This window comes from Streptococcus sp. SCPM-O-B-23252 (M501) (assembly GCF_058200355.1).
The window spans coordinates 1,155,291-1,171,434 of sequence record NZ_JBYQGS010000001.1 but is presented as its reverse complement, the minus strand read 5'-3'; the positions used below and the strand labels follow the sequence as shown (position 1 = coordinate 1,171,434).

Genomic DNA, 16,144 nt, shown 5'->3' with positions numbered 1-16,144 from the left:
AGCATAGAAAGGGATAAGAAAAAATAAGGACAGAACTTTTGTTCCATCCTTATCCAAGAGTTGTTTAATCAAATTCATATTTTTGATAAATGGTCGCCAAGATGAAGATTCCCGTAAAGAGAGCCATCAAGGCAAGGTAGACTGGGAAGGTCACAGCTGTCAATGTTCCGATTTCAATCAGACCTTTCAAGTAAAAGGCAGAGAGATAGAAACCGCAGACAGAGAAGATAATTAAGAGACCTCGCCAGATATTGAGTGGCAAGCAAGCCCGAATAACGGACAAGAAGCCAATAGATCCTAACAAGTAGTAGGAAAGGGTAGACATGTCCAGGCTAGACCAGCCATGATGAGCTCCCCATAAACGAACAAATAAGACGCTAAAGACAACCATCAAGGCATTTGGTAAGGCCAGATGCAAGGAGCGTTTGAGGAAGTGTTTTTCCACTGGCTTAATGTTTCGTTCAAAGGTTAAGACAAATGGAGGGAATCCTTCGACAAACTGGTCAATGAGAGTAATCTGAATTGGAATAAATGGGAAAATCAACAAGTAGTTGACATCAAAGAAGAGAGCACTTGCGATACAGATAATGGCCAGGATGAAGGAGTAAATGGTCTTGATAAAGAAGATAGGAGCAATCCGTCCAATGTTATTGACCACCCGACGACCTTCAAAGAGAATTTCTGGAACATCATTAAAGTCAGAGTTTAACAAGACGAGATTGGCAATTTGACGGGTTGCAGGATCGCCTTCGGCCATCACGATGGAGCAGTCAGCTTCTCGTAAGGCTAGGATATCATTGACCCCGTCCCCCGTCATGGCAGTGGTTCGACCAGCGGCCTTGAGGGTTTGAATCAAAAGTTTCTTCTGATGAGGAGAAACCCGTCCAAAAATGGCTGTACTTTCAGCTAGGTCCACCAACTCATCGTCCTCAATCTTAGAACAGTCAATATAACTTTCGTAGCTTTCAAAACCAGCTTCCTTAGCAATGTAAGAAACAGTGACAGGATTATCACCAGAGATGATTTTGAGATCCACATCTTGGGAGCGAAGATAATCCAAGGTTTCGGCAGCCCCTTCGCGGATTGGATCGAGGATTTCAATGACGGCGATCGCTTCTACATCACTTGGCAAGGTCAAATCATGCATATCGATGGCTTCCACACTGCGAGCTAAGATCAAGACCCGAGATCCATGGGCTTGGGCTTCCAATACCGCTGGAGGATTTTCTTTGAGGAGCATTTCTGGTGCCCCCAAATAAACGGTCCCCAAGTTTGTCAGAGTCATGGCACCCCATTTTCGATCACTTGAAAATGGAATGATTGATTCGGCTGTATAAGCGTGTTCTAACTCGCCATATGCTTTGCGGATAGCTTGGGCAGTTGGGTTGTTATCCTCAGAATTTTGCATATAGGCAGCGAGAATAACTTCGATAGTTTCTTCAGAAAAGTGTTCAGACAGGGAGTGAATGCCTTTGACGGTCATTTTTCCTTGGGTGATGGTTCCTGTCTTATCCAAACAAAGAGTATCAACACGAGCCAAGGTTTCCACAGAGTACATCTCTTGGACCAAGACCTTGCGCATCCCTAACTTGATCACGGCTGTCAAGAGAGAGGTCACTGTCAGAAGGGCAATCCCTTTTGGCAACATGCCTAAGAGAGCAGTGGAAGAGGTAATCACAGAATCTTTCATTGGAAGCAGTTTAATTAAAAAGGCTTCACAGAAGAGAGCAATTCCAAATGGGATAATAATCTTTCCAGTAAAACTAGAGATTTTTGCGAGATTATAGAGAATGCGGGAATTGATGGGTTTGAGAGTTTTTGCCTCTACCATTAATTTATTAGCATAGTTATTGGCCCCCACACGACTGACACGAGCGTAGACCTGACCACTCGCTAAGAAGCTTCCGGATAGAAGTTCATCTCCCTCTTCCTTGAGAACCAAGTCACTTTCTCCTGTGAGCATGGCTTCATTGGCTTCAGCAACTCCCTTTTGAACGATGGCATCACTCGGAATTTGGTCTCCAGCTGATAGCTTAACCAGGTCGCCAAGGACGATTTTCTCTGGATCAATGGTTTCTTCTTCCCCGGCTCGGATGACAATGACGAGCTCCTTACTCATCAAATTCAATTTATCAATCATCCGTTTAGCGCGGAGCTCTGTGGCAATTCCGGATAAGGCATTAAAGCAGATGACTGCAAAAAAGACCAGGTTGCTCCAGGCTTGTACCGCAACCAAAGCGAGGGCGATCACAAAGTTCAAAGCATTAAACAAGGTGAAGACATTGCGCTTGATGATTTGCCAGGTACTGGTACTGGTATTCGCTTTAAATTCGTTGGTTTGGCCACGCTGTATTTTTTTGCGGACCTCTTCATGGGTTAATCCCTTTAATTCATTCATTTCCATAAAAACATCATATCATTTTTTTAAGAAAAAGACTAGGTGCAGTCGGTTTGTTGACTCATCCAGTTTTTGAAAAGATTTGCGGGGAAGAGAAGGATAAGGTATAATGGATAAACAAGAGAATTATCAAAGGAGAAAGCATGTTTTATACCTATTTACGTGGCTTAGTGACCTTTATTTTATGGGTTCTGAATGGAAATGCTCATTACCATCATAAGGAACTGATTCCGAGCCAAGAGGAAAATTACATTCTCGTAGCTCCTCATCGAACTTGGTGGGATCCTGTCTACATGGCCTTTGCGACCAAACCCAAGCAATTTATCTTTATGGCTAAGAAGGAACTCTTTACCAATCGGATTTTTGGATGGTGGATTCGCATGTGCGGGGCTTTCCCAATTGACCGTGAAAATCCAAGTGCAGCAGCGATAAAATACCCAGTGAATATGCTCAAAAAAAGCAAGCGTTCCTTGATTATGTTTCCAAGTGGAAGTCGCCATTCTCAGGATGTTAAGGGTGGAGTTGCCGTGATTGCCAAGATGGCCAAGGTACGTATTATGCCTGTCACTTATACGGGTCCAATGACTTTGAAAGGACTAGCGACCTGTGAACGGGTTGACATGAACTTTGGGCACCCTATTGATATCTCTGATATTGCAAAAATGAACGATGAGGGAGTGGAAGAAGTTGCAAGACGTATCCAGGCTGAGTTTGATCGCTTAGATGCGGAATCTCAGGCACTGCGCAATGACCGGAAACCTTTTATCCTCATCCGTTTATTGAAGTTTTTATTGTTGCCATTTGTCTTGGTTGTCGCTTTACTGACCCTCTTGTTTAGTTATATCGCAAGTTTCGTTTGGGATCCAGACAAGCATCGGAAGGACTAATGAGTTTTCTTGAGAACAAGAATGTCAAAAATCATGTGATTTTTGACATTCTTTTTTTATTTCTTCGATTTTTTACGAATAATAAAAATAAAAGGGGTATTTATGGAGACGTGGATTGAGAAGCTCGAGGAATATAAACTGTTTTTAGGTTTGGCTGCTGTGGGGCTAGTGATGGGAGGAATATTTCTCTTTTGGCCCAAGCAAGCTCCACAAGCACCGGAAACTGTCATTTCACAGTTAGAAATGGTGGATCAGGAGGCTTCTCCTAAGGAAGACACAAGCCTCCCTTCTAGCTCTCAACAGAGGAGTGAGGAAAAGACGGACTCCTCTCAAGAGAAAATCATGGTGGATGTGAAGGGTGCTGTTAGACAGGCAGGGGTCTACGAACTTCCAGTGGGGAGCCGGGTCTATGATGCTGTCCAAAAAGCAGGAGGGATGACAGACGAAGCCAACAGCCAATCCGTCAACTTAGCGCAAAAATTGGAGGATGAGTCCATCGTCTATGTTGCTAAGAATGGAGAGGAGTTAGCGCCTGTTGCGTCCGCATCTGCTGGAACGACAGGTGGCGAAAAGCAGTCAAAAGATGGAAAGGTCAATCTCAATACGGCAACAGAAGCAGAACTACAGACGGTTTCTGGGATAGGTCAAAAGCGAGCCCAAGATATCATTGCTTATCGAGAGGAAAAAGGAAAATTTCAGTCTGTTGATGAACTAAAAAATGTTTCTGGGATTGGCCAAAAGACGCTAGAAAAGTTAAAAGAGCATGTTACAGTGGATTAGAAGTCTCAACATTCATCCTTTTCATCTCACCCTGCCAGTTTTAGCTCTCTATTATTGGATCTACACGGGACACTGGCTCGCTTCAACCTTCCTTCTGGCCTTCTTCATCTTGTTTAGGAGACGCTACGATGGCAAACGATTTCTGTGCCTCATAGGGTTTCTTTCCCTCTTTGCCCTTTGTTTTTCTTTCCGGATCGAACAGGGAAAACAAGAGTCAAGCGATCATAGGGTCCCAAGGGTCATTCAGCTTTTACCGGATACCATCAAGGTGAATGGAGATGCCTTATCCTTTCGTGCCAAGTCAGGTAGCCGTACTTTTCAGGTTTTCTACCAGCTTCAGTCAGAGGAAGAACAAGCCTATTTTAAACACCTGGATCAGGGGCTAGAATTACGGATCAAAGGGGAATTAGAACCCCCGACAAAACAGCGTAATTTTATGGGCTTTGATTATCAGGCTTATCTGAAAACACAAGGGATCTATCACCTTTTGAAAATCAATCACATCCTTGAAAAGAGACCTGCTGAGCCTAGAGATTTCATAGGGCTACTGTCTAGTTGGAGGCGAAAGGCCCTTGTATGGGTTCACCAGCATTTTCCCCAGCCCATGAGCCACTACATGACGGGCTTGCTTTTTGGTTTTTTAGATGTAGAGTTTGAAGAAATGAGCCAGTTATATTCGAACTTGGGGATTATCCATCTGTTTGCCTTGTCGGGCATGCAGGTTGCCTTTTTCTTAGATGCCTTTCGACGCTTCTTTCTCCGCTTGGGACTGGAGCAGGAAAAGGTTGCCTACCTCCTCTATCCGTTTTCGCTTCTTTATGCTGGGATGACAGGCTTTTCGGTTTCGGTCGTTCGAAGCCTCTTACAGAAACTCCTGGCTCAGGCTGGGCTCAAAGGAATGGAAAATATGGGAGTCACTCTCCTCTTGTTAGTCCTTCTCTTACCGTCCTCCTTGTTGACTGCTGGAGGTCTCTTATCCTGCGCCTACGCCTTTATATTGACCCTAACCTCTTCCGAAGAGGAGAAGGAGGGAATCCGAAAAGTCATCAAGGAGAGTTTAGTGCTAACACTAGGGGTTCTTCCTGTTCTCATTTTTTTCTTTGGAGAATACCAACCCTGGTCCCTTCCTCTAACCTTTATTTTTTCTCTCTTATTTGACCTTCTGTTGTTGCCAGGACTAAGTGTCGTCTTTCTCCTCTCTTTTCTGTATCCCTTGACCTTCTGGAATCCTTTCTTTGTCTGGATGGAAAAAAGTATGGAGTATTTAGCGAGCTTCACTAGTCAATCCTTGGTTTTCGGGCAACCAAGCATCTATTTTTTCATCTTGCTCTTGTGCTTGCTAGCTTGCCTCTATGAGATGCGAAAGGTTAAGAAATGGAGATACCTGTTCCTACTCTTAATATGCTCTGTATTTGCTATCGTGAAGCATCCTTTAGAAAATGAGATTACCATCATTGATATTGGTCAAGGTGATAGTATTTTGCTACGTGATTGGCGAGGGAAAACGATCTTAATTGATACAGGAGGAAAAGTGGACTTTGGCAAAAAGGAGGAATGGAAGAAGCGAAGGTCTACTAGCAATGCAGAACGGACCCTGCTCCCCTATCTTAAGAGCAGGGGGATTGACCAGATTGATCATATTATTCTCACGCATACTGACACAGATCACATGGGAGATTTGGAAGTGCTTGCGGCTAAGGTTAGGATTAAGGAAATCAACATTTCCAAGGGGAGCTTAAAAAAAGACTCTTTTGTCCGCATGCTCAAACGGTTGAACTTACCGGTAAAAACGTTGGAGGCTGGTGATCAATTGTCGATCTTTGATGGGAGTGCAGAAGTCCTCTATCCGGTAGAAATAGGAGATGGGAGTAATAACGATTCCATTGTTCTTTATGGCCGCTTTTATGGGTTGTCCTTCCTTTTTACAGGAGATTTAGAAGAAGAAGGGGAAAAGACCTTGTTAGCCCGTTATCCTCAACTGCGCGTAGATGTCCTCAAAGCAGGCCACCATGGTTCTAAGGGTTCTTCTCACCCTGCCTTCTTAGAGAAAATCCAAGCAAAAATTGCCCTGATATCTGCAGGTGAAAAAAATCGTTACCAGCACCCTCATCAGGAAACCTTGGAGCGTTTCAAAGAGTTACAAATGACTGTTTTTCGTACAGACCAGCAAGGAGCGATTCGTTTTAGAGGGTGGAATCAGTGGAAGATTGAAACCGTTCGATAGGAGCTGTTTGATTTCTAGCTTGAAAATTGCTATGATAAAGTCAAGGAAATGAGGTTACAAGTATGAAATCATTACAGTTGTTTTGGATGCAATATGCTGATTTTTCAAGAAGATCAGATAGAAAAGAATTTTGGATTAGCCAAGCCTGGCATTTACTATTTACAAGTCCATTTTGGATTTACCAATTGGTCTTACTCTTTTCAAATTCGAAATCAGAGGAAGACGTGATTCCCTTGACCGGGATGGACGTTTCAGCTTGGTTCAGCATCTTTTTTCTCCTTTATCTCTATCTTATTTTTGTTCCCCAGCAAGCAGTAGTCGTTCGGCGATTGAGAGATGCAGGTTTTCATTGGTCGTTGATTTTCCTATTTCTAGGCCCTACCTTGCTCTACCTTTTATCTCCTATTTCCATTTTTCTAGTCTTAGCTCTTGCAGGCTTGTTCTCCTTGGCTTGTCTCTTGGTCCTTCCAAGTGCTAGACTTGCACAACCGGACCAGTTTGCTTCTCCAGTATTTGCTTCGACGAGTCCCGAGGTCTCTTCGCCAAGTATGCCCTCCCATTTGATGGATTCCAACAGTTTTTCAGCTATTCCCCAGATTGTTTCGGCTCCACCAACTCCACTAGAGAAAGCACCGCTTGAAAAGAAAATGGAATCGGAACAGACCCAGCATCAGTTTAGAGAGTGGAATGAGGTACCTTCAGAACATGCAGGCTTTACAAACAATTAAAAAAATCAGTGCTGAGAACCTTCCTCCAATCCTGGTTTTATCAGGGGATGACATCGGTCAGTTTGAGTGGATGAAAGAGCAACTTTTAAAGAAAGTTGGCTACGATTCGTCTGATTTGAACTATTCCTATTTTGACATGAAGGAAACAGCATATTCAGAGGTCGAGCTTGACTTGGTTAGCCTTCCATTTTTTGCGGACGAAAAAATAGTGATTTTGGATCATTTTGTCGATGTGACGACCGCAAAAAAAAGATACCTGACGGATGATGAATTGCAGTCCTTTGAAGGATACTTATCGGCACCTTTAGAAACGACTCGCTTGATTGTCATTGCGGAAGGAAAACTGGATAGCAAGCGAAGAATTGTCAAGCTCTTAAAACGGGATGCCCAGTTGCTGGAGGCGAGTGAATTAAAAGAGCAGGAGTTGCGTGCTCATTTCACGGAAGAGATCAAGTCTTTGGGACTAGCGATTGATTCACAAGCCTTCGACCAACTTTTGATCAAATCTGGCTTTGATTTTAGTGAGATTCAGAAAAACTTGGAGTTTCTTAAAACCTACAAGGGAGCTTCAAGTATCACTATAGCAGATATAGAAGAGGCTATTCCAAAGACACTCCAGGATAATCTGTTTGATCTGATCCAGATGATCCTAAAGAAACAAATTGATCCCGCCCGTAGTTTGGTCAAGGATCTTCGGCTGCAAGGAGAGGATGAAATCAAGCTTTTGGCCATTTTATTGAGTCAGTTCCGCATCTACACACAGGTCAAGCTGTTGAAGCAAGAGGGACGGACAGAATCCCAAATCGTTTCAGACCTATCAGAGCTGACCGGTCGAAAAGTAAATCCCTATCAAGTCAAATTTGCTCTAAGAGATAGTAGAGGGATATCTTTAAGCTATTTGGAGCAGGCGATTTGTCTTTTGATTAATACCGATTTCCAAATGAAATCGGGAACCTATGAGAAAGATTATCTATTTGATTTGGCTTTGCTAAAGTTGGCCAACCCATCTGTGTAAGCAGAATAGTTGAATAAATTGGATGATTGCGTTATCATTTTTATATACATAAAGAAATAGAGGTATTTTCCATGGCAATTATTTTACCAGATCTTCCGTACGCATACGATGCATTGGAACCATATATTGATGCTGAAACAATGCACTTGCACCATGATAAACACCATCAAACTTACGTAAACAATGCAAATGCAGCTCTTGAAAAACACCCTGAAATTGGTGAAGACCTTGAAGCTTTGTTGGCAGATGTAGAATCTATCCCAGCTGATATCCGCCAAGCGCTTATCAACAACGGTGGTGGACACTTGAACCACGCTCTTTTCTGGGAATTGATGACTCCTGAAAAGACAGCTCCTTCAGCAGAACTTGCAGCAGCAATCGACGAAGCCTTCGGTTCATTCGAAGAATTCCAAGCAGCTTTCACTGCAGCAGCAACTACTCGTTTCGGTTCTGGATGGGCATGGTTGGTTGTGAACAAAGAAGGGAAGCTTGAAGTGACTTCAACAGCTAACCAAGACACACCAATCTCAGAAGGGAAGAAACCAATCTTGGGCTTGGACGTTTGGGAACATGCCTACTACGTGAAATACCGCAACGTTCGTCCTGACTATATCAAAGCTTTCTTCTCAGTGATTAACTGGAACAAAGTAGACGAGCTTTACGCAGCAGCTAAATAAGCTTTCATAATAAAAAAAGTTTGAATCAAGAGGTCACTTAAAGGAGCCCCTCGATTCAGGCTTTTTATTTTTCGAATTGGCCAGCATAGTCTCAAATGAATCCCCCATTTTAGGAGGGATATTTCTTGCGTTTATACCTGAAAATGATACACTAGAAGAGTATGTGAAAGTGAGGAAAAAGGCTTCCTACATAAGAAAGAAGCCGTGTCACTTTTTCTGAAAAAAACTGTACCTCAACAAAAGGGAGAATAAAAATGACAAGTATTACGATTACAAAAGGAGCAGTGGATACGCCACTTTATCTAAAAATGCTCAACCGCCACGGGTTAATTGCAGGGGCTACTGGTACAGGGAAAACCGTGACCCTAAAAGTCATTACTGAAAAATTAAGTCAGCAAGGGATTCCAGTGTTTCTAGCAGATATCAAGGGAGATCTTTCAGGTCTTGCTAAAGCCGGACAATGGACGCCAAAGATGGAAGAGCGCTATAAACTACTTGGTATTACAGATCCTTTTGAACCTCAAGCTTTTCCAGTTCGCTTATGGGATGTCTTTGGTCAAGCAGGTCATCCAGTCCGTGCTACGATTGAAGGAATGGGCTCTCTTTTGCTAGCGCGCTTGTTGGACCTCAACGAAACGCAAACAGGGATTTTGGCCATCGTCTTTAAATTAGCCAAAGAAAAAAATTGGCCTTTAATTGATTTGAAGGATTTGCAGAGTCTTTTGAAGGAAGTCTATGACCATGCCTCAGATTATTCCGCTCAATACGGCAATATCAGTAAACAATCAGTAGGAGCTATTCAACGAAGCTTGTTAGTGCTAGAGCAAGAGGGGGCAGATCAATTCTTCGGAGAGCCTGCCTTGGATCTTCAAGATTTTATGCAATTGGACAGCAGTGGACGAGGCTACATCAACATTCTATCAGCGACTCGTCTTTTCAACTCCCCTAAGCTCTATTCAACCTTCCTTATCTGGATGTTGTCTCGTCTGTTCGAGACCTTACCAGAAGTTGGAGATCTAGAAAAACCTAAATTTGTCTTCTTCTTTGATGAAGCCCACCTCTTGTTTAATGATGCTAGCAAGCTCTTCCTGGAAAAAGTTGAGCAAGTCGTTCGCCTTATCCGGTCTAAAGGAGTAGGAATCTACTTTATCACACAGAATCCTCAAGATCTCCCTGAGTCTGTATTGGCCCAGCTTGGGAATCGTGTTCAACATGCCTTGCGTGCCTATACGCCAAAAGAAATGAAAGCTATTAAAGTTGCTGCTCAAAGCTTTCGACCAAACCCAGAATTTGATACGGAAACTGTCTTGACGGAGTTGGGAACAGGGGAAGCTCTCGTCTCCTTCCTAAATGAAAAGGGGCAACCAAGTGTGGTGGAACGCTCCTATATTTTGTCTCCACAATCGAGTTTTGATTTGTTAAACGAGAGTGAACAGTTGGCCTTGATTACCAGCTCTCCTTTCCATCAAAAATATGCTGTTCGAGTAGACAATGAATCAGCTTATGAAAAATTGACTGAAAAATCTGCTAGAGAAGAGAAGGAAAAGGAGCGGGAAGAGGAAGATAAAGCAAGAGTTGCAGAAGAGAAGGCCAGTCAAAAACGGAGTCCGGGCCGTCCGCGGAAATCTAGTTTAGAAAAGGCCAAAGATTCCTTTATCAGTTCCTTGTTCCGTACCATTGCGCGTGAAGTGGCAAAACTGATCATGGGATCCTTTAAGCGGAAATAAGACAGTCAAAAGGGGATGGATTCTTAGGATATGAAGAAGGATTGACCTGGAAATCGCTAAAAAATTTCTTCTACAAGAAATCGTTTTCTGAACTGGAAATACCTTGTTATTTTAAAGAGAATCTTTTATAATTAACTTCATATGAAAAAAATATTTAATGTTCGATCGATCATGATTGTGTTGGGGATTTTATTATGTATAGGAGGAGTTGGAGCTTTAACTTACCTCCATCTTTATCAGGCTCCTGCCTCGCCTCTTGCTCAAGAGGGAACGACGGCTCAAGCAGTGGACTCCAAGCAAGAGAAGCAAGCCCTCCAACCTACTCGTGTCAAAACTCCTGAGGAGAAACAAGCTGTCATGGATCAAGATCGTGAAACCATGGAAAATTTGGGTCTTGTCTATGATTATGCCAATAAAGGCTTGGTAGAAGTTGTACAAGACTATATGACTGAATATGGTATTGATCCTTCCCAAATTACCTTTACCTACAAAAATCCTGCGACAGGCCAACAGTTTTCAATGAATGAGTTACAGCCGATGACAGCTGGAAGTACCTATAAACTGCCCCTCAATATGTTGGTCGTGGATGAAGTCGATGCAGGGAAGTTAAACTTAACGGATGAATTTGATATTACCAATACTTACTACGAGTACCTTGGAGAGCACGATAATTATGTAGCTGCCTTTGGTGGCGCTATGACGATTCCAGATATGCAGCGTTATTCTCTTGTCTACTCAGAAAATACGCCGGCATATGCCTTGGCCGACCGCTTTGGTGGTATGGACAATGTCTATGAGAAGTATAAAAAATATGGAAAATCCCGGGCAGAAATAAAAACCATTAGTCCTGAAAACAAAACGACTTCTGATTACTATATTCAAGTCTTAGACTATCTTTGGAATCACAAAGAAAAATATGCGACCTTGCTAGAATTGATCGGAGAGTCCTTCCCGAATGAATACTACAAACGGTATTTACCAGATTTAGTCATTCAGCAAAAACCTGGTTATGTAGCAGAAGCCCTCAATGTCGAAGCCATCGTTTACGAACAAACACCCTACCTCATCTCGATTTTTACAGCTGGTCTAGGGGGAACTACTCCAGAAAGTACGGAGATCAGTGGCTACGGTCTTCATTTACTTGGTCAACTCTGCTATGTGATTAATGAATGGCACCGTGTAAATGTCAACTAACGATTTAGAACCTTTCCCAAAAACGTTTTGGGAAGGTTTTTTCTTAGCAAAAATATGGTTTAATGGCTATAATCTTGGTGACTTTCTTTGAGCTCAGCGAATAAATATGATATAATAACTAAAGAACCCAAAGAAAGAATAGAAATGATTACAAAAGAAGATTATCAGTTGATTCGCTCTCATCCAGCTTTCTCTGAAATTCCAGTTGAAAAATTTGATAAATTAGCTGTCGAAATCCATTATAGAGAAATCCCAAAGGGACAGATCCTATTTTTTGCTGGTGATAAGCGCGATCGAATTTTTTTAGTGGTAAAAGGCTATGTTCGTATTGAGGAGTTTGACTCTTCAGATACCTTCTCGTATATGGATTACATCAAAGAAGGAGCCGTCTTCCCATACGGTGGTATGTTTACAGATTCCAATTATCACTATACAGCCACTTCCATGACAACCGTTAAATACTTCAGTATTCCTGTTCAGCTTTATGAAGAACTTGTTCAGTTCAGTATGGAACAAGTTCTCTTTATAACGAGAAAACTTTCAAAAATTTTGGAATTCCAGGAGTTGCGACTTCGCAATGTGGTTGCAGCCAGTGCTAGTGATCGTGTGATCCAATCCTTAGCTCTACTCTGTAAGGATTATCAAAAGTTTGGTCCAACCATTCCTTTTCCGATGAGCATGAAAGAGTTGGCCAGATTAGCTGCAACGACGAGAGAAACGGTCAATCAAGTATTAAAGAAGCTCCTAGAAGAGGAGCGAATCGAGTACAAACATAAGAAATTAACTTTTCTCGATCTACCTTTCTTTTTAGATAGTTTTGAAGAAGCTTAGTATAGGGCTTCTTTTATTTTCTGTCAAAAACGATAAAAGTTATTCAATTTAAATAAAAAATATTTACCCGCAAAAAGAATATATATAATAAAATATCCAAAGAAAGCGGTTCATATTTCATAAAATGAGGGTAATATTTAAAAAAGCGTCAGATTCTTGGCATTCGTAATGGAAGATTGGTTGTGAAAGCGGTACCAATTGGTGATAAAATAAAACCTGTAAACGGGATTAGCTATGCTAAACCGCAAGAAAAAAGGAGGACTATAGATGTCTACACACCCAATTCATGTTTTCTCAGAAATTGGAAAACTGAAAAAAGTTTGTTTGCACCGTCCAGGTAAAGAGTTGGAAAACTTGATGCCTGACTATCTTGAACGTCTTCTTTTTGATGATATTCCATTCTTGGAAGATGCTCAAAAAGAACACGACGCATTTGCTGAAGCACTTCGTAACGAAGGAATCGAAGTACTTTATCTTGAACAGTTGGCTGCTGAGTCATTGACTTCTCCAGAAATTCGCGATCAGTTCATCGAAGAATACCTTGAAGAAGCAAACATTCGTGGACGCCAAACAAAAATTGCGATCCGTGAATTGCTTCACAGCATTGAAGACAACCAAGAATTGGTTGAAAAAACAATGGCAGGGGTTCAAAAAGCTGAACTTCCAGAAATTCCTGAAGAAGCAAAAGGATTGACAGACCTTGTTGAATCTGACTATCCATTTGCAATCGACCCAATGCCAAACTTGTACTTCACACGTGACCCATTTGCTACAATTGGTAATGCAGTATCATTGAACCACATGTACGCAGATACACGTAACCGTGAAACTTTGTATGGTAAATACATCTTCAAATACCACCCAGTTTATGGTGGAAAAGTTGAACTTGTCTACAACCGTGAAGAAGATACTCGTATCGAAGGTGGAGATGAGTTGGTACTTTCTAAAGATGTATTGGCAGTTGGTATCTCACAACGTACAGATGCTGCATCAATCGAAAAATTGTTGGTAAACATCTTCAAGAAGAACGTTGGCTTCAAGAAAGTATTGGCCTTCGAATTTGCTAACAACCGTAAATTCATGCACTTGGATACTGTATTCACAATGGTGGACTACGATAAATTCACAATCCACCCAGAAATCCAAGGTAACCTTCGCGTCTTCTCTGTAACTTATGAAAACGAACAATTGAAGATCGTTGAAGAAAAAGGTGATTTGGCTGAATTGCTTGCTGAAAACCTTGGTGTTGAAAAAGTTACATTGATTCCATGTGGAGATGGCAACGTCGTTGCTGCTGCACGTGAACAATGGAACGACGGATCAAATACTCTTACAATCGCACCAGGTGTGGTAGTAGTATACGACCGTAACACTGTTACCAACAAGAAATTAGAAGAATACGGACTTCGTTTGATCAAGATCCGCGGAAGTGAATTGGTTCGCGGTCGTGGTGGACCTCGTTGTATGTCAATGCCATTCGAACGTGAAGAAATCTAATCATCCTTCTACAGGTTAGACGGGCTCAGTGTCTAAACTGAGCCCTCTAAACTGATTGACAGGATCTTATCATGCATAATTAAAGGAGATAATTAATGACAACTTCAGTATTCCAAGGACGTAGCTTTTTAGCAGAAAAAGACTTTACACGTGCAGAGTTAGAATACCTTATCGGACTTTCAGCTCATTTGAAAGATCTTAAAAAACGCAACATTGAACACCGCTACCTAGCTGGTAAAAACATTGCGCTTTTGTTTGAAAAAACTTCAACTCGTACTCGTGCAGCCTTCACTACTGCAGCCATCGACCTTGGTGCTCACCCAGAATACCTTGGTGCAAACGACATCCAGCTTGGTAAAAAAGAATCTACAGAAGATACTGCTAAAGTTCTTGGACGTATGTTTGATGGTATTGAATTCCGTGGTTTCAGCCAACGTATGGTTGAAGAATTGGCTGAATTCTCAGGTGTTCCAGTATGGAATGGTTTGACTGACGAATGGCACCCAACTCAAATGCTTGCAGACTACTTGACTGTTCAAGAAAACTTTGGACGCCTTGAAGGTTTGACACTTGTGTACTGTGGTGACGGACGTAACAACGTTGCAAACAGCCTTCTTGTAACAGGTGCTATCCTTGGTGTGAACGTACACATCTTCTCACCAAAAGAACTCTTCCCAGAACAAGAAATTGTTGAATTGGCAGAAGGATTCGCAAAAGAAAGTGGTGCTCATATCTTGATCACTGAAGATGCTGACGAAGCTGTGAAAGGTGCAGATGTACTTTACACTGACGTTTGGGTATCTATGGGTGAAGAAGACAAATTTGCAGAACGCGTTGCCCTTTTGAAACCTTACCAAGTAAACATGGAATTGGTTAAGAAAGCTGATAACGAAGACTTGATCTTCTTGCACTGCTTGCCAGCTTTCCACGACACAAACACTGTTTATGGTAAAGATGTTGCTGAAAAATTCGGCGTAGAAGAAATGGAAGTTACTGACGAAGTGTTCCGCAGCAAATATGCTCGTCACTTTGACCAAGCTGAAAACCGTATGCACACAATCAAAGCGGTGATGGCAGCTACTCTTGGTAACTTGTACATTCCAAAAGTTTAAGACTTTATAACCGTATACCAACAGCTATAGGGGCTGGACTGCTAGCTTTAGTCCTGCCCCTATTTTTTATAGAAAGGGAAAACCTATGTCAAGAAAAATCGTCGTTGCTTTGGGAGGAAACGCCATCCTTTCATCTGATCCTTCTGCAAAAGCTCAACAAGAAGCACTTGTAGAAACAGCAAAACACTTAGTAAAATTAATCAAAAATGGGGATGACTTGATCATCACTCACGGAAATGGTCCTCAAGTAGGAAACCTTTTGCTCCAACACTTGGCAGCAGATTCTGAAAAGAACCCAGCTTTCCCGTTGGATTCATTGGTTGCAATGACTGAAGGAAGCATTGGCTACTGGCTTCAAAACGCTCTTCAAAATGCTCTTCTTGAAGAAGGAATTGAAAAAGACGTTGCTTCAGTTGTGACACAAGTCGTTGTAGATAAGAACGATCCAGCTTTTGTTAACCTCAGCAAACCAATTGGCCCATTCTACTCAGAAGAAGAAGCAAAAGCAGAAGCTGAAAAATCAGGTGCAACTTTCAAAGAAGATGCTGGTCGTGGCTGGCGTAAAGTTGTTGCTTCACCAAAACCAGTGGATATCAAAGAAATCAATACCATCCGTACCTTGTTGAACGACGGACAAGTCGTTGTCGCTGCTGGTGGTGGCGGTATCCCAGTTGTGAAAGAAGCAAATGGTAGCTTGACTGGTGTTGAAGCAGTTATCGATAAAGACTTTGCATCCCAACGTTTGGCTGAATTGGTAGAAGCAGACCTCTTCATCGTTTTGACAGGAGTGGACTATGTCTTTGTAAACTACAACAAACCAGACCAAGAAAAATTGGAACATGTCAATGTCGCTCAATTGGAAGAGTACATCAAACAAGACCAATTTGCACCAGGAAGCATGCTTCCTAAAGTAGAAGCTGCGATCGCCTTTGTAAATGGTCGTCCAGAAGGAAAAGCAGTCATCACTTCACTTGAAAACCTTGGCGCTTTGATTGAGTCTGAAAGTGGAACAATTATCGTTAAAGACTAATTCATGTACATGAGGAGGGGAGTAGATCTTATTTTTACAGGATT

The 16,144-nt window shown here is 42.0% G+C and carries 13 protein-coding genes; 12 read left to right on the top strand and 1 reads right to left on the bottom strand.

Translation table 11 applies throughout. The features are described from left to right. Nucleotides 1-64: 64 nt before the first annotated feature. Nucleotides 65-2,404 (bottom strand): cation-translocating P-type ATPase, encoded by a 2,340-nt coding sequence (locus AC3E6G_RS05655; RefSeq protein ID WP_490700630.1) that lies wholly within the window; start codon nt 2,402-2,404, stop codon nt 65-67. 137 nt (nt 2,405-2,541) lie between these two features. On the opposite strand from AC3E6G_RS05655, the gene AC3E6G_RS05650 reads away from it, so the two are divergent. From AC3E6G_RS05650 to arcC, 12 genes are all read left to right on the top strand, one after another. Further along, the gene (locus tag AC3E6G_RS05650) at nt 2,542-3,285 is read left to right on the top strand and encodes a lysophospholipid acyltransferase family protein (RefSeq protein WP_048789617.1); all 744 of its coding nucleotides are present in this window, start codon (nt 2,542-2,544) and stop codon (nt 3,283-3,285) included. Between the two features lie 102 nt (nt 3,286-3,387). Beyond that, complete coding sequence (locus tag AC3E6G_RS05645; RefSeq protein ID WP_490700629.1) at nt 3,388-4,065, top strand: helix-hairpin-helix domain-containing protein; 678 nt, start codon at nt 3,388-3,390, stop codon at nt 4,063-4,065. Beyond that, nucleotides 4,049-6,289 carry a DNA internalization-related competence protein ComEC/Rec2 gene (locus AC3E6G_RS05640; RefSeq protein WP_490700628.1) on the top strand — a complete coding sequence of 747 codons (2,241 nt, stop codon included), beginning with the start codon at nt 4,049-4,051 and terminating at the stop codon, nt 6,287-6,289. Before AC3E6G_RS05645 ends, AC3E6G_RS05640 begins: the two co-directional genes overlap by 17 nt. 62 nt (nt 6,290-6,351) lie before the next feature. Next, nucleotides 6,352-7,017 carry a DUF805 domain-containing protein gene (locus AC3E6G_RS05635; protein ID WP_490700627.1) on the top strand — a complete coding sequence of 222 codons (666 nt, stop codon included), beginning with the start codon at nt 6,352-6,354 and terminating at the stop codon, nt 7,015-7,017. Beyond that, the gene (holA, locus tag AC3E6G_RS05630) at nt 6,995-8,032 is read left to right on the top strand and encodes a DNA polymerase III subunit delta (protein WP_490700626.1); all 1,038 of its coding nucleotides are present in this window, start codon (nt 6,995-6,997) and stop codon (nt 8,030-8,032) included. Before AC3E6G_RS05635 ends, holA begins: the two co-directional genes overlap by 23 nt. Before the next feature lie 71 nt (nt 8,033-8,103). Then, nucleotides 8,104-8,709 carry a superoxide dismutase SodA gene (gene sodA, locus AC3E6G_RS05625; protein WP_048689195.1) on the top strand — a complete coding sequence of 202 codons (606 nt, stop codon included), beginning with the start codon at nt 8,104-8,106 and terminating at the stop codon, nt 8,707-8,709. 254 nt (nt 8,710-8,963) lie between these two features. Then, nucleotides 8,964-10,436: a helicase HerA-like domain-containing protein gene (locus tag AC3E6G_RS05620; RefSeq protein WP_125329627.1), complete on the top strand. Its 1,473-nt coding sequence runs from the start codon at nt 8,964-8,966 to the stop codon at nt 10,434-10,436. A 141-nt stretch (nt 10,437-10,577) separates the two neighbouring features. Further along, entirely contained in the window at nt 10,578-11,630 is a 1,053-nt protein-coding gene (locus AC3E6G_RS05615) for a serine hydrolase (RefSeq protein WP_490700625.1), read from the top strand. Nucleotides 11,631-11,774: 144 nt separating this feature from the next. After that, nucleotides 11,775-12,461, top strand: a complete 687-nt coding sequence (locus AC3E6G_RS05610) for a Crp/Fnr family transcriptional regulator (RefSeq protein ID WP_490700624.1) — start codon at nt 11,775-11,777, stop codon at nt 12,459-12,461. A gap of 267 nt (nt 12,462-12,728) precedes the next feature. Next, nucleotides 12,729-13,958: an arginine deiminase gene (gene arcA, locus AC3E6G_RS05605; protein WP_049514063.1), complete on the top strand. Its 1,230-nt coding sequence runs from the start codon at nt 12,729-12,731 to the stop codon at nt 13,956-13,958. Nucleotides 13,959-14,053: 95 nt separating this feature from the next. Then, nucleotides 14,054-15,070, top strand: coding sequence for an ornithine carbamoyltransferase (gene argF / locus AC3E6G_RS05600; protein WP_048689206.1), 1,017 nt, complete (start codon nt 14,054-14,056; stop codon nt 15,068-15,070). An 85-nt stretch (nt 15,071-15,155) separates the two neighbouring features. Further along, nucleotides 15,156-16,100, top strand: a complete 945-nt coding sequence (arcC, locus tag AC3E6G_RS05595) for a carbamate kinase (RefSeq protein WP_048789627.1) — start codon at nt 15,156-15,158, stop codon at nt 16,098-16,100. The last annotated feature ends 44 nt before the right edge of the window (nt 16,101-16,144 follow it).